Here is an 18,369-nt window from a genome sequence, read left to right as displayed (position 1 = left end):
CTTCGAGTGCCCACACAGATTGTCTGATAAATTGTTAAAGAGCAGTTGCGACGCGCTTTAGCGCTCTGTCGCGAGGTCCCGTATATTACGTTTTCCTCATTCAGAGTCAAGCATTTATTTTTGCTTTTCTCTGCGAGATTCTCAGTGGAACCCCGCTGACCCGGCGGTTTGTAATCCGTTGTTCCGTGTCAGTGGAGGCGCATTATAGGGAGTTATTTCAGGCTGACAAGGGGAAATTTAAAATAATCTTCCGAGTGCCTACTTTTCCACCAAAACAGCCTAAACAGCCAGTTTTTCGAGCGTCTTAAAGCCATAACGCTGCAGCACGGGCAATAATTGTTCGGCTTCTGCCGTCATTGCCATGCAGAATGCGACATTCTCATCAGTTGATTTCGCGTCTGGCGCTTCATGTTCTAATAACCAGGCCGTACGACGCGCAATCGCGGCACCAGAATCCACCAGCCGCGTCCCCTCGGGCAGGACCTGTAAAAGTTCTTCCCGTAATAGAGGGAAATGGGTGCATCCGAGCACCACCGTGTCAGGTGGTTCCGACATCCGCAGCCAAGGGCGCAGGACACGACGCAGTTCTTCCAGAGAAACGGTTTCACCATGCAGCTTCGCTTCAGCCAGTTCCACCAGCTCAGCGGAACCCAGCATCGCTATCTGACATTCGTTAGCAAACCGTGCAATCAACTCATGGGTATATGAACGCTTCACCGTTGCACGCGTAGCCAGCAGTCCCACCACACCATTCGCCGTGAGTCGCGCCGCCGGTTTAATAGCAGGCACCACGCCCACAACCGGAAAGGCAAATTTCTCACGTAATGCAGGGAGTGATACCGTGCTTGCTGTATTACACGCGATAACCGCAAGAGAGAGGGGATAGCGCTGCTGGACCGCAGTCACAATCTCAACAACACGTTCGACGATAAACTCCTCGCTCTTCTCTCCATAAGGAAAGGCGACGTTGTCGAAAGCGTATATATAGTGGAGATCCGGCAGAAGACGCCGGATCTCGTCATAGACCGACAACCCACCGACGCCGGAATCAAACACCAGCACAGTGGGGCGCGGATCAGAAAGTGTAGCTGCCAGACAAGGTGTATTCCCGTCCTGCAGTTGCGTAGCCATAAACTGTCTCGTAATCTTTATCGAACAGGTTGGCGATTTTACCACGAACTGTCAGCTGTGAGGTGATTGGATATGACACGCCAAGATCCCACAGGCTAACCCCACCCATTTTTACCGGCTGGTAGGTTACGTAGTCAGTGTCATAACGCGTTCCCAGGTAATGATACGTCAGGCCCCAGTCAAAATCATAAACCTGCCAGTCGAGCTGGTACTTCACCTGGTTTTTAGAACGGCGTGCGAGCGGCTTGTCCGTAATCGCATTGCGCGAATCGACATAATCGTAGCTCAGCGTATGTGCCAACGGCCCGGTATCAAAGTTTGCGGTCGCTTCCACACCTTTAATACGAACTTTACCTTCGTTAAAGTATTTCTCGGTATGCGGGTCGTAATCGATCATGTCGTCAATATCATTACGATATCCGGATACACGCCAGTTCACGCCCGCCGTTAAGCCTTCAAACGCCCCTTCCCATTGCTTACTTTGTTCAGGATCCAGGTTCGAATTGCCGTAATAACCATGCAACTGTCCGAGATTAGGCGCTTTGTAAGATGTACCGTAGGAGGCAATAAAGCGATAGCCTTCAATAAACTCCCATCCGGCGCTGGTCTGCCATGTGCCATGACGGCCAAATTCGGAGTTATCATCACTGCGCGCCGCACCTTCAAAGGTAAAGTCGCCCAGTTGCTGCAACCCGGTCAGGTAGAGACCCGTATTACGCTGATCGTAACCGTCCGTGACATACCCGGTGCCAGGCGTCGTGGTTTGCTTTTGCCAGTCAACGCCTGCGCCTACGTTACCGTGACCAAGCACCATACTGTTGGACCACTGAACATTATATTGCTTCATATCATCCAGTGTGGCCGAGGAGTCATAGCGACCATAATCCGGATCATAGTTGTAATCTTTACTATGGCTATAGCTGGAAACCAGTTGTGACTGGATAAGCTCGCCATTAAAGCGCAGCCCGGCATCCCAGCTTTGGCTATAGAGCTGACGGGTATCCACTAACGGCGTCCCAGGATAATAATACGCGTCATAATCTGTTCGGTTATCATAGCCGTAGCCGCGAACAAACCCGCTCCATGTATCGGAAAAGTTATGTTCCAGCGCGCCATACAGCGTCTTACTTAAGAAACCGTCTTTGTCGGGCTGAGCCTGAGAGCCAGTGCTACCGTATGCGACAACATCAAAACCTTTGGTATAGGCATAATCGCCCATTAATGTGACGCGAGTATTTTCACCAAGCTGTTGTTGGGTTGAGACATCATAATTCTGATACCCATTGCTCCCCACACCGGCAGTGAGTTCCGTCCCCGACTTTTCACGCGTGGTAATGATATTCACCACACCGCCAATCGCATCAGAACCATAAACCGCCGAACGCGGCCCACGAATGTATTCGATACGTTGCACTAACGAGACTGGGAACTGGCTAAGATCGGCTGCGCCGCTAACCCCTGCCAGGTTCAGACGCACGCCGTCAATCAACACCAGCACATGGCTGGCATTGGTGCCGCGGATAGAAATAGACGAATTTTGTCCCATACCACCGTATTGGGCGATATCCACGCCCGGCAGGCGGCGAAGCACATCATTGACGGAAGTGGATTGCCAGCGATCGATATCCTGACGCGTAACAACGGTGATAGGGGCAAGTACAGCGCTACGAGGCTGCTGAAAACGGTTGGCAGTGACGACGAGAGTATCTGGGCTAGTGTCCTGCGCCCAACCCGAAAATGCTGTGACGGACAGCGCCGTGCACAGCAACGATTTTTTAATCATTGTAAAGCATCCACAATATAAGAAGGATGCCGCAGGTCCCACCGATATTACGCGATGATGAAAACCAGATGCGACGTTAGCCGGCAGGTCTTCGGGCTTGGAGGCAACTTAAAGAGATGATGACTTCCCACGGCAAGCCGCAGTGTCTGCACCTGGTGCGCTCATCTCCTACCTTCCTTACCGCTGCGCGTCAGCTCCAGATTCACACTGGATTCCCTTTTAACTCACAGGACCGGAAAACGGATGCTACAGTTTGTTACAACCTGGTGTCCAGACCGCGCATCACAATATCGGAAATCATCAATGACTGGACATCTGTTGAGCAATCCCTACAATCCCCGCGTACTTTTATTTTTCAGGACGCATCATGACCCCCGAACACCTTCCGACAGAACAGTACGACGCCCAGTTAGCTGAAAAAGTAGTGCGTCTGCAGAGCTTAATGACGCCATTTTATGCACTGGCTCCGGAAGTGTTTCGCTCGCCGGTCAGCCACTACCGTATGCGCGCGGAATTTCGTCTGTGGCATGACGGGGATGATTTGTACCACATCATGTTCGACAGCCAGACCAAAAGCCGTATCCGCGTCGACAGTTTCCCGGCGGCCAGCGAGCTTATCAACACGCTGATGACGGCAATGATCGACGGCGTTCGCAACAACCACGTCCTGCGCCACAAACTGTTCCAGATTGATTACCTCACTACCCTGAGCGATCAGGCGGTGGTATCGATGCTGTACCATAAAAAGCTGGATGATGAATGGCGTCAGGAAGCTGAAGCGCTGCGGGATGCGTTACGGGCGCAAAACCTGAACGTGCATCTGATTGGCCGGGCAACCAAAACCAAAATCGAGCTGGACCAGGATTACATTGACGAACGCTTGCCGGTTGCGGGTAAAGAGATTATCTACCGCCAGGTTGAGAACAGCTTCACCCAGCCGAATGCCGTCATGAATATTCGGATGCTGGAATGGGCGATTGATGTCACCAGGGGATCAAAAGGCGACCTGCTTGAGCTGTACTGCGGCAATGGCAATTTCTCGTTAGCCCTCGCACAAAACTTCAACCGCGTGCTGGCCACTGAAATCGCTAAACCGTCCGTGGCTGCAGCGCAATACAACATTGCGGCTAACCATATTGATAACGTACAAATTATCCGCATGGCGGCCGAAGAGTTTACTCAGGCGATGAACGGGGTTCGCGAGTTCAACCGTTTGCAGGGAATCGATCTGAAGAGTTACCAGTGTGAAACCATTTTCGTTGACCCACCGCGCAGCGGTCTGGACAGCGAAACAGAGAAAATGGTGCAGGCGTACCCGCGAATTCTGTACATCTCCTGTAACCCGGAGACATTGTGTAAGAACCTGGAAACGTTAAGCCAGACGCACAATGTTTCACGCCTGGCTCTGTTCGATCAGTTCCCGTATACGCACCATATGGAGTGCGGAGTATTACTGACCGCCAAGTAAATGATGTCCTGGCCGGGCGCGCTTCGCTTGCCCGGCCTACAAATATTACTCCACGATTTCCTGTCTACGGTTACGCACTTTAAAGCCGATCCAGAACACCAGAATCACCGACAGAACCGCCGGGAAGAAGTTAGAGCCAATATCCGGATATTCAGCGCGTACCACAGTGCTGTACAACAGAACGCCGAGAATAAAACAGGCGGCGGCCAGGCCCGGTAACCCCACAGGCATGGTACGGTTTTGATAGCGTTGATGCAGACAATAAACCGTCAGCACCAGCGAAATAATTGGGAATACTGAGAATGGCACAATGGAGCTAAACAGCGCCGCAAATGTACCATTGATCGATAAGCCAGCAACCAGCGCCAGCAGCAGCGTACCTTTATCTTGACCTGACTGTTTCATTGCTCGTCCTTCTCGTTACTCGGAGTGATGCGTCATCTTCTCTTGTTCACGGCGGTACCAATAAAATGCGCCCTTCGCGATCATGCGCAGTTGCAATACCAGCCGTTCTTCCAGCTGTCGACGCTGCTCGGCGCCAACATCCAGTGCTTCTGCCCCGGCGCTGAACACAATGGTGACCATGGCTTCGGCCTGCGCTTCAGTAAACGCACGAGGCATATGGTTTTCGAGTTCGAGATAGTCCGCAAGTTCCGCAATGAAGTGCTGAATTTCACGAGCGACCGCTGCGCGAAACGCCGCGGAGGTTCCCGAACGCTCGCGCAATAATAAACGGAAGGCGTTGGGATTGTTGCCGATGAACTCCATAAATGTTGAGACCGAGGTGCGGATCACACTCCCGCCCTTCGCGATACGCTGGCGCGCCTGACGCATCAACTGACGCAGCATCAAACCACTCTCATCCACCATCGTCAGGCCGAGTTCATCCACATCACGGAAATGGCGATAAAACGAGGTTGGCGCAATGCCCGCTTCACGAGCGACTTCGCGTAAACTGAGGCTGGCAAAACTACGCTCAGCGCTGAGTTGACTAAATGCGGCTTCTACCAGCGAACGCCGGGTTTTTTCTTTTTGTTGCGCTCTAACGCCCATCACGATGTCTGAATCCTTCCACATACCTTGCTGGCACTATACCAGAGATTAGGCGGTTGGCATGGCTTTGTGAATGATTGTTTACGCGCAGTTTGTGCTTCGAGTTCGCAAAAAAGCACAACGATAATTGGGTTATCCCGACAACGATGTTACTATTCTGTTGCTTTTATGTATAAGAACAGGTAAGCCTGACCATGTCACATTCCTACGATTACGATGCAATAGTAATAGGTTCCGGTCCCGGCGGCGAAGGCGCTGCAATGGGTCTGGTTAAGCAAGGAGCGCGCGTCGCGGTGATTGAGCGCTATCATAACGTCGGCGGAGGCTGTACCCACTGGGGGACCATCCCGTCGAAAGCCCTCCGCCACGCCGTCAGCCGTATTATTGAATTCAATCAGAACCCACTTTACAGCGACCACTCCCGACTCCTTCGTTCTTCTTTCGCCGATATTCTCAACCACGCTGATAACGTTATTAATCAGCAAACGCGTATGCGGCAAGGATTTTACGAGCGCAACCACTGTGAAATTTTGCAGGGAAATGCCCGTTTTGTTGATGAACACACACTCGCCCTTGAATGCCACGACGGCACGGTGGAAACGCTGACCGCGGATAAGTTCATCATCGCCTGTGGTTCACGCCCCTATCATCCGGTGGATGTCGACTTTTCCCATCCCCGGGTTTATGACAGCGACTCTATCCTGAGCCTGCACCATGAACCCCGCCATGTTTTGATTTATGGTGCGGGAGTAATTGGCTGCGAATATGCGTCGATCTTCCGTGGAATGGACGTCAAAGTCGATTTAATCAACACTCGCGATCGTCTGCTTGCGTTCCTCGATCAAGAGATGTCCGACTCGCTCTCTTACCACTTCTGGAACAGCGGTGTGGTCATTCGCCACAACGAAGAGTATGAGAAGATTGAAGGTTGCGATGACGGCGTCATCATGCATCTGAAATCCGGTAAGAAACTGAAAGCCGACTGCCTGTTGTACGCCAATGGCCGTACCGGTAATACCGATTCGCTGGCGCTGGAAAATATTGGGCTGAAAACCGACAGCCGCGGACAGTTGAAGGTCAACAGCATGTACCAGACGGCGCTGCCGCACGTGTATGCCGTAGGAGATGTGATCGGCTATCCGAGTCTGGCATCGGCGGCCTACGATCAGGGACGCATTGCCGCCCAGGCATTGGTAAAAGGCGAAGCTACCGCGCATCTGATCGAAGATATCCCGACCGGAATTTATACCATTCCGGAAATCAGCTCCGTCGGGAAAACCGAGCAACAGCTCACGGCCATGAAAGTTCCATACGAGGTTGGCCGCGCCCAGTTTAAACATCTGGCACGTGCGCAAATCGTGGGTATGAGTGTCGGAACGCTGAAGATCCTGTTCCATCGCGAAACGAAAGAGATTCTGGGGATCCACTGCTTTGGGGAACGCGCGGCCGAAATTATTCACATCGGTCAGGCGATAATGGAGCAAAAAGGTGGTGGTAACACCATCGAATACTTCGTTAACACCACCTTTAACTACCCAACCATGGCGGAAGCCTATCGGGTAGCAGCGCTAAATGGCTTAAACCGCCTGTTTTAACGCACTGTCGAAATGGCCATCCATTGACCCACGGATGGCCTCTGCCAGCTGTTCATAACGGCTGCGCAGCGGCGAACCTGGACGATACACCAGGCCAATCGTACGGCGCGGTTCAGGCTTGATGCAGGGCAGATAGACAACGCCATCACGCTTACGCTCCGGCGGCACGGCCAGCGCGGGCAGTAAGGTAATACCGCTGCCTGCCGCCACCATGTTACGCAGCGTTTCCAGACTGGTCGCCCGGAAATGGGTATCCTCATCAGCACCCGCTTCAAAGCAGAAGCCCATCGCCTGATCGCGCAGGCAGTGGCCATCCTCTAGCATCAGCAGTTTCTCACCCGCCAGATCGGACATCGGCACACAGTCGCGGTTTGCCCATGGGTGATCTTCATAGATCGCCAGCAGCATAGGCTCATCAAATAACGGTACTTCGATGAACGCCTCACTCTCTTTCACCAGCGCCAGAATGACGCAGTCGAGCTTACCGCTATCCAGTTGCGCCAACAGCTGATGCGTCTGCGCCTCATGGAGATACATTTCCAGTTTTGGGAAGGTCTGGTGCAACATAGGAATAATATGCGGCAGCAGGTATGGCCCCACCGTTGGGATCAAACCAATATGCAGCGGTCCAGACATTGTCTCGCCTTGTTGGCTTGCCATCTCCTTGAGCACTTTGACCTCGCGCAGCACGGTGCGCGCCTGATCCACCAGCAGTAAACCTGCCTGAGTGAACAGCACTTTGCGACTCGTACGCTCCAGCAGCATGACACCAAGCTCATCTTCCAGCTTGCGGATCTGTCCGCTCAGCGTTGGCTGACTAACGTGACAGGAGTCTGCCGCTCGTCGGAAGTGACGATGTTCGGCTAGCGCCACCAGGTATTCAAGATCACGAATATTCATTATTCATCCTCCATCGCCACGATAGTTCGTAGCGATAGGTAGAATAGCAACGAACGATTATCCCTATCAAGCTTTCTGTTTAATAATGCACCACAGAAACGGAACGGTACCCCTTTAACCCTTGAAGCTACTGTCCGTTTTGAGAGTTTCTCTCATACTCGAAATAACTAAAGCCAACGTGAACTTTTGCGGACCTTGAGTCCGCATTTTTTTTGCGCCCGGCGCGAATACATTCAAAAAAATATATACAAAATATAAATTACATATTTCCATTCGATTATTTAAATGAAAATCATATTAAATTAAAATAATCAAAAACATTTTGTATCATTTATATATTTGACGCCCTGTCAGGTTCATAAATAATAACCGCGCGATATTCAATATATGGCAAATCGCAAGAACACTCGTTTCTTCGCCACTCTAATTATTTAGAGTACATTCACCCATATTTTTCTAATATTTATCGAATGGAATCTTTTATGAAACTCAATACTATTTCGCGATATTTTCTCGCGGCAGGCCTGATGTCGTGCGCCGCAAACGCATTCGCCCTGGAAGCCTGGAGCGGTCAGTCAGGTGGAAACACCATTGAAGTTATTTTTGACAGTAAAGTTTATAGTAACCGCTGGTATGTAAATGCCGATAATTGCCCACAGGGCGCCTCCGCTGAAAACTGGGATAATCCGTGGAGTTATTTGCGCGATGCCACAAAAGCGGAAATCGATCAATATGGCAACCCAACCACTTGTGAATCCGGGAGCGCCACGCCTGTTGCCCACGACGCATTCAGCGCAGAAAAAGATTATGCCAAAGATGATATTGTCGCTTATCAGGATGTGACATATGAAGCGTCCAGGCCCATTCCGGCTTATTCCTTCACCCCAGGTGCCGACAACCCGTGGAAACTCTATACGCCAGTACCCGACTGGAGTTCCAGCCAGGTTTATAACAAAGGGGATGAGGTCAAAGTTGACGACCAGTCTTATGAAGCGCTGTACTATACCGTTGGCGAAAATCCTTCTATTGCAGGTAACCAGAACCCGACCGGCACCAATGGCCGTCCGTGGAAACCGTTAGGCCCAACGGTCGAATTCACCCAGGAACAATTTAATAATGCCCCACAGATCAACTCTATTGCGCTTTACGAAGCTGGCAAACTGGCGGTGTACAAAGGGATACCTTATGTCGCTCAGACGAAAGTCAAAGGCGTTATGCCGGATGATAACAACCCGTGGGCGATTTATACCAACTGGGCAGGCACCAAAGAGCGCGTAGGGACGCCGAAAAATCCGTGGCCTGCCCACGTTTATGCACCATACGTCGACTTTAGCCTGAACAGCATTCCGGATCTGGCAAAACTGGCGAAAGAGCAAAATATTACCCACTTCACCATGGCGTTTGTCGTCGCGAAAAGCGGCGAGCAGTGCATCCCAACCTGGGGCACGGCCTATAATCTGCAGGATTACTCACAGTACAGCAAAATAAAAGCGCTGCGTGAAGCCGGTGGCGATGTGATGGTTTCCATTGGCGGAGCGAATAACTCCCCGCTGGCAGCTGCCTGTAAGAATGTTAAAGACCTGCAAAAACTCTACTACGACATTGTTGATAACATGAACCTGAACGTGCTGGATTTTGATATCGAAGGCACATGGGTGGCCGATCAGGATTCCATCGATCGCCGCAACCAGGCAGTAAAAGAGGTTCAGGCTCAGTGGAAAGAGGAAGGTCGCAAAGTCGGTATCTGGTACACCCTGCCAATTCTGCCGACCGGTCTGACGGCTGAAGGTCTGTATGTACTGGAAAATGCGCGCCATGCCGGCGTTGAGCTGGCTGGTATTAACGTGATGACCATGGACTACGGTAACGCCGTCTGCCAGTCAGACGGCACCGAAGGGCAGAACATTCACGGTAAATGCGCCACATCCGCTATCGACAACATGTTCACCCAGTTGAAGAAAATCTGGCCAGAGAAATCTGACAAAGAGATCAACGCCATGATGGGCACCACCCCGATGATCGGTTACAACGATGTACAGGGCGAAGTGTTCTATCTGTCCGATGCGAAACTGGTAATGGAAGATGCGAAAAAACGCAACCTCGGCATGATTGGCGCGTGGTCAATGGCACGCGATCAGCCGGGCGTGGCGAAGCAGGTCAGCCCGGAGCACAGCGGCATGACCGCACAGCAGGCACCGATGTACGCATACAGCCAGGTATTTGCGCCGTTTACTCACGCAGATGAAAAAGAGGTCGTCACCGGTGTTTATAAATCACGGAAAAACAACCTCTGCCTGGATGTCAAAAACGGTCAAATCCGGAATGGCGATCGTTTGTTCACCTATGCCTGCTCCGGCTCCAACAACCAGACCTTTAAATTTGATGCCCGTGAACATCTGGTAATTGGCAATAGCCAGAGCTGCCTGGATATTCAAAACGGTTATAATGTTGAAGGCAGAAATATTATTTCTTACACCTGCCACACCCCGACTGATACCAACAAAAATCAGACATGGACCTGGCAAAAGAACAAGTTCGTCTCACAGAAGGAAGGCACGCAACGTTGTATGACGGTGGGTAACGACGGTTATGTCACCTTAAGTACCTGCACCGACAATAACGTCGCGCAGGAATTTGAGATTTATCGTCCGTAAACTGCTATCCAGGATAGAAACATGACAAGGCCATCCCTCGGGATGGCCTCTTTTATTACCGACGTTAAATCAGACGCGCCTTCGCGTAGTCGATCGCCTGCGCCACCTGCTGAGGCGACACACCGCCTTTCGCCGCACGTTTATCCAGGCACGATTGCAACGAGAGGATCGGATAAACGTCCTCGCCAATCACCTGACTGAACTTTTGTAAGTCAGCAAGCGACAGCGCTTCCAGCGGTTTGCCCTGACGAATCGCCTCGACCACCGTCTCACCCACAATATGGTGTGCTTCGCGGAACGGGACGCCTTTTGCTACCAGATAATCCGCCAACTCGGTGGCGTTAGCATAACCCTGCTGCGCCGCTTCCTGACAACGCGGACGTTTCACCTGAATGCCATCCAGCACCAGCGCAGCCATATGCAGACAGTCCAGCCAGGTGTCGAGCGCATCGAACAGCCCTTCTTTGTCTTCTTGCATATCTTTGTTGTATGCCAACGGGAGACCTTTTAAGGTCATCATCATGCCGGTCAGCGCACCCTGCACGCGACCGCATTTGCCACGGATCAGCTCCAGCGCATCCGGGTTTTTCTTCTGCGGCATCAGAGATGAACCCGAAGTTACACGATCGGACAGCTCGACAAAGCCCGCTTCGCCGGTATTAAAGAAAATCAGGTCTTCAGCAAAACGCGACAGGTGCACCATGCCGATAGAAGCGTTGGAGAGTAACTCCAGCACGTGGTCACGGTCAGAAACACTGTCCAGACTGTTACGCGTCGCCGAGGAAAAGCCCAGCCAACCGGCCAGCTGCTCGCGATCGATTTCATACGCCGTACCCGCCAGCGCGCCGCAGCCCAGTGGACTGACGTCCAGGCGCTTGAGCGAATCCTGCAGACGGCTCTCGTCACGCGCCAACATTTCGACATAGGCCAGACACCAATGAGCAAACGTCACCGGCTGCGCACGTTGCAGGTGGGTGTAACCCGGCATGACGGCGTCCTGGTTATTCTCTGCCGTCACCACCAGCGCACTTTGCAACTGACGGTTGGCCGACAGTAATTCAATAACCGTGTCTTTACACCACAGTTTAAGATCGGTCGCGACCTGGTCATTACGGCTACGTCCGGTATGCAGTTTTTTACCAAGCTGGCCGACTTTATCAATCAGCTTACCTTCCACCCAGCTATGAATATCTTCAGCATCGCTTTGCAGGATCTGCTGCGGATTAACGCGAACCTCTTCCAACAGAGTGTTCAGCGCCTCTTCCAATTGCAGTTGTTCATCGGCAGTCAGTACGCCGACCGTTACCAGCGCTTTAGACCAGGCCACAGAGCCGACAATATCCTGTTCTGCCAGGCGGTAGTCAAAACGCAACGAGTCGTTGAACTGTTTGAACCGCTGATCTGCTGCCTGTGTAAAACGCCCACCCCAAAGTGCCATAACTTGCTTCCTTAATATCTTGAATTTCAACGCCGGATGGCGCTTAGCTTATCCGGCGTACAGGTTCGATTCACGTAGGCCCGATAAGGCATAACCGCCATCGGGTACAAAATAGTTTACGCTAAAATCCGCGTGCCAATTGGCATGCCGTTAAACAGCGCCGGAAGTTGCTCGGCATGACGCCAGGAGGCAATATCCACAGGGCGACCCAGCGTGCGCGCGGCATCCAGCGCCGCATTGACCTTCACGATCATGCCGTCAGTAATAATACCTTGTTCAATCAGTTGTTCCGCTTTCGCGGCGGTCATTTCGGCAATACGCTGGCCTTTACCATCCAGAATACCGCTTACGTCAGAGAGCAGGATCAAATCCGCACCCAGCGTTGCCGCCAGCGCCGTTGCCGCCTGATCGGCATTAACGTTCATCAGCAGTCCGTCTTCAGTAACGCCAATGGAGCTAACTACCGGCAGAAAACCGCCTTCCAGCAGTGTGTTAATCAGCTTAGGCGAACCCGGCTGCGCCAGTCCAACATGACCCAGCGCTTTATCGAGCGGCGTCACTTTTACGCTGTCGCCATCACCAAGATACAGACCCACAGATGCGATGTGGTGCTTTTTCGCCCAGGCCAGTAAGGTTTTATTCGCTGTTCCCGCCAGGGCGCCGGTAATAATGTCAATTTGATCGGCTGGCGTGACGCGCAGACCATTTTTCTTTTTCACCGGCAGGTTCAGCTGCTTCATCAGATCGTCAACCACGCAGCCGCCACCGTGCACAATGACCAGCGGTCGCTGATGCGACTCACGATAATTCACCAGTGCGGTAAACAGACGCTCCAGCGCCTCTTCGCTATCCAGTAAAACGCCGCCCAGCTTGATAATTAATGGATTCATCGTTGCACCCTTAAATAAGAGACTGAGTTTCAGCAAAGCCAAAACGAATATTTGCGCACTGCATCGCCTGTGCCGCCGCGCCTTTCAATAAGTTGTCTTCAGTTGCCACCACGATCAGGTGCTCACCCTGTACGGCAAACCCGATATCACAAAACGGTAAGCCAACCACGTTCTTCAGAGCCGGAACGCCTTTGTCATACAGACGCACCAGTGGCTTATCGCCATACGCCTGTTGCAACGTTTGAGCCACTTGCGCATGGGTTACGTCCGCTTGCAAACGGCAGGTGATGGTTTCCAGAATTCCGCGCGGGAAGTTGCCCAGATGCGGGGTGAAGATCACCTCCGCACCAAGGTGAGTAGCGATTTCCGGCTGATGGCGATGGGTAAACACGCCATACGGCTGCAGGCTCACCTCACAAAAGCTGTTGGAAATAGCCGCCTTACGTCCCGCGCCGCTCACGCCGCTGGTTGCGTTAATTACCGGCCACTGGCTGAGATCCAGCAGCCCGGCATCAATCAGTGGTTTCAGCGACAGCTGTGCCGCCGTCGGGTAGCAACCCGGCACGGCAATCAGATTCGCGTCTTTCAGTTGGTCTGCGCTCCACTCCGCCAGTCCATAAACCGCCTGCTCCAGCAGGTCGGGATGCTGATGGGTAAAGCCGTAATATTTTTCATAGAACGCGCCGTCGTTTACGCGAAACGCGCCCGAGAGGTCAAACACCACGCATCCGGCCTGCAAAAACTGCGGGGCCAGGTCATGGCTCACCTCATGTGCCGTTGCGAGGAACACAACGTCCACCCCTGCGCTAAACTCGCTGATATCTGACATTGGCTGTAACGGTAAATCGACAATGCCTTTCAACTGCGGATGCAAATCGGAGATTAATTTTCCTGCATCATTGCTTTGCGCTGAGACGGTCAAAGCGGTTATGGTCATATCAGGATGGCGATTTACATAGGTCACAAGCTCTGCGCCGGCATAGCCACTGGCGCCCACAATCAGCGTATTCAACATCGGGGCTGCTCACCTTCTTAGATTCTGTTGCCAGATATAAGCCTTTATCACCTCACCTTACACTTGGTGGGTTTTATTACGCTCAACGTTAATGTATTTTTATTCACAAATACTGCATGAATATTGATACTATCATGACCCGAGGTGTGTCAACAATGAAAAACAATTTACCGCCATTTATCGAGATATACCGCGCTCTGATTGCCATGCCGTCGATTAGCGCCACCGAAGAAGCGCTCGACCAAAGTAATGCAGGTTTAATCACTCTGCTGGCGGGCTGGTTCAAAGATTTAGGCTTTAATGTGGAGGTCCAGCCGGTTCCCGACACGCGCAATAAATTCAATATGCTGGCAAGCATTGGACAGGGAGCCGGTGGTTTGTTGTTGGCGGGCCATACCGATACCGTCCCCTTTGACGACGGACGCTGGACGCGCGATCCGTTCACCCTGACCGAGCATGACAATAAGCTCTACGGCTTGGGTACGGCAGATATGAAAGGCTTCTTCGCCTTTATCCTCGACGCGCTGCGTGACGTCGACGTCACTCAACTGAAAAAGCCCCTGTACATTCTGGCCACTGCCGATGAAGAGACCAGCATGGCGGGAGCGCGTTATTTCTCTGAAACCACCGCTTTACGCCCGGACTGCGCGATCATTGGCGAACCCACCTCCCTGCAACCGGTCCGCGCACACAAAGGTCATATCTCTAATGCGATTCGCATTTTGGGACAATCGGGTCACTCGAGCGATCCGGCTCGTGGCGTGAATGCCATTGAACTGATGCATGATGCCATCGGTCATATCATGAATCTGCGCGATGACCTGAAAGAGCGCTATCACCATGATGCTTTTACCGTCCCGTATCCGACGTTAAATTTGGGTCACATCCACGGCGGCGACGCCGCTAACCGAATCTGCGCCTGCTGCGAGCTACATATGGATATTCGCCCACTGCCCGGCATGACGCTTAACGATCTCAATGGCTTACTTAACGACGCGCTGGCCCCGGTCAGCGAGCGCTGGCCAGGTCGCCTGACGGTGTCGGAGCTGCATCCGCCAATTCCAGGCTATGAGTGCCCACCGGATCATCAACTGGTACAAGTGGTTGAGAAACTGCTGGGCGCACAGACAGAAGTGGTGAACTACTGCACCGAAGCGCCGTTTATCCAGACGCTTTGCCCGACGCTGGTGTTAGGGCCTGGCTCCATTAATCAGGCGCATCAGCCGGATGAGTATCTGGAAACTCGTTTTATTAAGCCAACCCGCGAATTGATCACCCAGGTTGTGCATCATTTCTGCTGGCATTAACCGCTTATCGCCTCGCTAACCCTTTTGTGGTAAGCGAGGTAATTTATTAACATTTCCATAAGCAAAGCTTATTTGATTCGATGTGAATTAAATAACGTAAATTCCCGTCATTTTTTCGTTTGCTGAACCGATTTCGCAGCAATTGACGTCACGACTTTTACGTGGCTTTATAAAAGACGGCTAACATACAAAGTCCGAGAGATTTCGCGTCACAGCAAGGCGGCAAGCGAGCTCATACAAGGAGCTTACATAAGTAAGTGACCAGATGGGCAAGCGCAGCCAACGCCGATGTCGCGCGAAAGATACAGGACGCATAAATTAAAGATGGGGTGTCTGGGTTAATATGAACGAACAATATTCCGCGTTGCGTAGTAATGTCAGTATGCTCGGCAAAGTGCTGGGGGAGACCATCAAGGATGCGCTGGGAGAGAACATTCTTGACCGCGTAGAAACAATCCGTAAGTTGTCCAAATCATCCCGCGCCGGCAATGAAGTCAATCGCCAGGAGCTGCTCACTACGCTGCAAAACCTGTCTAACGACGAGCTGCTGCCGGTTGCCCGCGCGTTTAGCCAGTTTCTGAACCTGGCCAACACCGCCGAGCAGTACCACAGCATTTCGCCAAAAGGCGAAGCAGCCAGCAACCCGGAAGTGATTGCTCGCACTCTGCGTAAACTGAAAGAGCAGCCCAACCTCGATGAAGCCACCATCAAAAAAGCCGTCGAATCTCTCTCCCTGGAGCTGGTTCTCACTGCCCACCCGACCGAGATCACCCGCCGTACGCTGATCCATAAAATGGGTGAAGTGAACGCCTGTCTCAAGCAACTTGATAACAAAGACCTCGTCGATTACGAGCGCCATCAGCTGATGCGCCGTCTGCGCCAGTTGATTGCCCAGTCCTGGCATACGGATGAAATCCGCAAGCTGCGCCCAAGCCCGGTTGATGAAGCCAAATGGGGCTTCGCGGTGGTTGAAAATAGCCTGTGGGAAGGCGTACCGAATTATCTGCGCGAGCTGAACGAACAACTGGAAGAGCATCTGGGCTATAAGCTGCCCGTTGATTTTGTCCCGGTTCGCTTTACCTCCTGGATGGGCGGCGACCGCGATGGCAACCCGAACGTAACGGCGGATATCACCCGTCACGTGCTGCTACTCAGCCGCTGGAAAGCGACCGATCTGTTCCTGAAAGACATTCAGTTTCTGATTTCTGAGCTGTCGATGGTGGATGCCACACCGGAACTGTTGGCGCTGGTGGGCGAAGAAGGCGCAGCAGAACCTTACCGTTATCTGATGAAAACCCTGCGTTCACGTCTGATGGCAACCCAGGCCTGGCTGGAAGCCCGTCTGAAAGGCGAGAAATTACCGAAACCTGCGGGACTTCTCACCCAAAACGAACAGCTCTGGGACCCGCTATATGCGTGCTATCAGTCTCTGCAGGCCTGTGGCATGGGCATTATCGCCAATGGCGAATTGCTCGACACCCTACGCCGCGTGAAATGTTTCGGCGTACCGCTGGTACGTATTGATATTCGTCAGGAAAGTACCCGTCACACTGAAGCCCTTGGCGAACTGACCCGTTATCTGGGCATTGGCGACTACGAAAACTGGTCGGAAGCGGATAAACAGGCTTTCCTGATCCGCGAGCTGAACTCCAAGCGTCCGCTGCTCCCACGTAACTGGGAGCCGAGCAACGACACCCGCGAAGTGCTCGACACCTGCCGGGTCATTGCCGAAGCCCCGTATGGCTCCATTGCCGCCTATGTTATCTCAATGGCGAAAACGCCATCGGATGTACTGGCCGTACATCTGCTACTGAAAGAAGCCGGTATCGGTTTTGCTATGCCGGTTGCCCCGCTGTTTGAAACGCTGGACGACCTCAACAACGCCGATGACGTCATGTCCCAGCTCCTGAACATTGACTGGTACCGTGGCTTTATTCAGGGCAAACAGATGGTCATGATTGGCTACTCTGACTCCGCAAAAGATGCAGGCGTGATGGCGGCCTCCTGGGCGCAATATCAGGCGCAGGACGCGTTGATCAAAACCTGCGAAAAAGCCGGTATCGAACTGACGCTGTTCCATGGTCGCGGTGGCTCCATTGGTCGCGGTGGCGCGCCTGCGCATGCGGCGCTGCTCTCTCAACCACCCGGCAGCCTGAAAGGCGGTCTGCGCGTGACAGAACAAGGGGAGATGATCCGCTTTAAGTACGGCCTGCCGGAAGTGACCATCAGCAGCCTGTCGCTGTATACCGCAGCAATTCTGGAGGCCAACCTGTTACCGCCGCCAGAGCCGAAAGATAACTGGCGTCATATCATGGATGAGCTTTCCGATATTTCCTGTGAGCTCTATCGTGGATATGTACGTGAAAACAAAGACTTCGTCCCTTACTTCCGCTCCGCAACGCCAGAGCAGGAACTGGGTAAATTACCGCTCGGTTCACGCCCGGCAAAACGTCGCCCAACCGGCGGGGTAGAGTCTCTGCGCGCCATTCCGTGGATTTTTGCCTGGACGCAGAACCGCCTGATGCTCCCGGCGTGGCTGGGTGCAGGCACCGCACTGCAAAAAGTGGTTGAAGACGGTAAGCAAAGCGAACTCGAAGCAATGTGCCGCGACTGGCCATTCTTCTCCACACGTCTTGGCATGCTGGAAATGGTTTTCGCCAAAGCAGACCTGTGGCTGGCAGAATACTACGATCAGCGCCTGGTCAAAAAAGAGCTGTGGCCGCTGGGTGAAGAGCTGCGTCAGCGCCTGGAAGCCGATATCGATGTCGTGCTGGCGATTGCCAACGACTCACATTTGATGGCCGACCTGCCGTGGATTGCCGAGTCCATTCAGTTAAGAAATATTTATACTGACCCGCTGAATGTCTTACAGGCTGAGCTGTTACACCGCTCACGCCTGGCGGAAGAGCAAGGCAATGCACCGGATCCGCGCGTTGAACAAGCGCTGATGGTGACAATCGCTGGTGTCGCAGCCGGCATGCGTAATACAGGCTAACGTCCCCCCTCGTCGCCTTCGTGCTATTGTACGAAGGCGACAACAAAAACTGCTGTCATAACCGCTTCTTTTTCAATATATTCCCGCCTGAATATATTCACATTGTGAATATATCAACAGCAAAACACGATCCTAAGATC

Annotated in this window: 13 protein-coding genes and 1 riboswitch; of the genes, 5 read left to right on the top strand and 8 right to left on the bottom strand. The window is 52.6% G+C overall.

The genetic code is table 11. The features are described from left to right. Positions 1-279: 279 nt before the first annotated feature. A complete protein-coding gene (murI, locus tag N0B36_RS20410; RefSeq protein ID WP_016157938.1) occupies positions 280-1,131 on the bottom strand; it encodes a glutamate racemase in 852 nt (283 codons plus the stop codon). After that, positions 1,076-2,914, bottom strand: a complete 1,839-nt coding sequence (btuB, locus tag N0B36_RS20405) for a TonB-dependent vitamin B12 receptor BtuB (RefSeq protein WP_200103060.1) — start codon at positions 2,912-2,914, stop codon at positions 1,076-1,078. The genes murI and btuB overlap by 56 nt, the downstream gene beginning before the upstream one ends. Positions 2,915-2,978: 64 nt before the next feature. Then, positions 2,979-3,166, bottom strand: a riboswitch (cobalamin riboswitch). Positions 3,167-3,281: 115 nt separating this feature from the next. Between btuB and trmA the strand changes: the two genes are divergently transcribed. After that, positions 3,282-4,382, top strand: coding sequence for a tRNA (uridine(54)-C5)-methyltransferase TrmA (trmA, locus tag N0B36_RS20400; RefSeq protein WP_259688909.1), 1,101 nt, complete (start codon positions 3,282-3,284; stop codon positions 4,380-4,382). A gap of 45 nt (positions 4,383-4,427) precedes the next feature. On the opposite strand, the gene N0B36_RS20395 is transcribed toward trmA, so the two are convergent. Beyond that, entirely contained in the window at positions 4,428-4,787 is a 360-nt protein-coding gene (locus N0B36_RS20395; protein WP_016155292.1) for a YijD family membrane protein, read from the bottom strand. 15 nt (positions 4,788-4,802) lie between these two features. Next, positions 4,803-5,438, bottom strand: coding sequence for an HTH-type transcriptional repressor FabR (gene fabR, locus N0B36_RS20390; protein ID WP_003028862.1), 636 nt, complete (start codon positions 5,436-5,438; stop codon positions 4,803-4,805). A gap of 191 nt (positions 5,439-5,629) precedes the next feature. On the opposite strand from fabR, the gene sthA reads away from it, so the two are divergent. After that, the gene (sthA, locus tag N0B36_RS20385; protein WP_016155291.1) at positions 5,630-7,030 is read left to right on the top strand and encodes a Si-specific NAD(P)(+) transhydrogenase; all 1,401 of its coding nucleotides are present in this window, start codon (positions 5,630-5,632) and stop codon (positions 7,028-7,030) included. Here sthA and oxyR read toward each other — a convergent pair. Beyond that, a complete protein-coding gene (oxyR, locus tag N0B36_RS20380) occupies positions 7,013-7,930 on the bottom strand; it encodes a DNA-binding transcriptional regulator OxyR (RefSeq protein ID WP_003028858.1) in 918 nt (305 codons plus the stop codon). The genes sthA and oxyR overlap by 18 nt on opposite strands. A 482-nt stretch (positions 7,931-8,412) precedes the next feature. Between oxyR and N0B36_RS20375 the strand changes: the two genes are divergently transcribed. After that, entirely contained in the window at positions 8,413-10,584 is a 2,172-nt protein-coding gene (locus N0B36_RS20375; protein WP_311044826.1) for a ricin-type beta-trefoil lectin domain protein, read from the top strand. A gap of 64 nt (positions 10,585-10,648) precedes the next feature. Here N0B36_RS20375 and argH read toward each other — a convergent pair whose 3' ends face one another. The 3 genes from argH to argC form a co-directional block, all read right to left on the bottom strand. Next, positions 10,649-12,022 (bottom strand): argininosuccinate lyase, encoded by a 1,374-nt coding sequence (argH, locus tag N0B36_RS20365; protein WP_047497608.1) that lies wholly within the window; start codon positions 12,020-12,022, stop codon positions 10,649-10,651. Between the two features lie 116 nt (positions 12,023-12,138). Continuing rightward, positions 12,139-12,912: an acetylglutamate kinase gene (gene argB, locus N0B36_RS20360; RefSeq protein ID WP_016155288.1), complete on the bottom strand. Its 774-nt coding sequence runs from the start codon at positions 12,910-12,912 to the stop codon at positions 12,139-12,141. 10 nt (positions 12,913-12,922) lie between these two features. After that, complete coding sequence (argC, locus tag N0B36_RS20355) at positions 12,923-13,927, bottom strand: N-acetyl-gamma-glutamyl-phosphate reductase (RefSeq protein ID WP_153689832.1); 1,005 nt, start codon at positions 13,925-13,927, stop codon at positions 12,923-12,925. A 155-nt stretch (positions 13,928-14,082) separates the two neighbouring features. Here argC and argE point away from each other — a divergent pair, with 155 nt between their 5' ends. After that, positions 14,083-15,234, top strand: coding sequence for an acetylornithine deacetylase (gene argE, locus N0B36_RS20350; RefSeq protein WP_016155286.1), 1,152 nt, complete (start codon positions 14,083-14,085; stop codon positions 15,232-15,234). 343 nt (positions 15,235-15,577) lie between these two features. Beyond that, positions 15,578-18,229, top strand: a complete 2,652-nt coding sequence (ppc, locus tag N0B36_RS20345) for a phosphoenolpyruvate carboxylase (protein WP_016157932.1) — start codon at positions 15,578-15,580, stop codon at positions 18,227-18,229. Positions 18,230-18,369 lie beyond the last annotated feature (140 nt).

Source organism: Citrobacter sp. XY323, from assembly GCF_025106035.1.
Taxonomy (GTDB): domain Bacteria; phylum Pseudomonadota; class Gammaproteobacteria; order Enterobacterales; family Enterobacteriaceae; genus Citrobacter; species Citrobacter braakii.
Note: the sequence above shows the minus strand (reverse complement) of the source record. Positions and strands in the feature narration are given on the sequence as shown.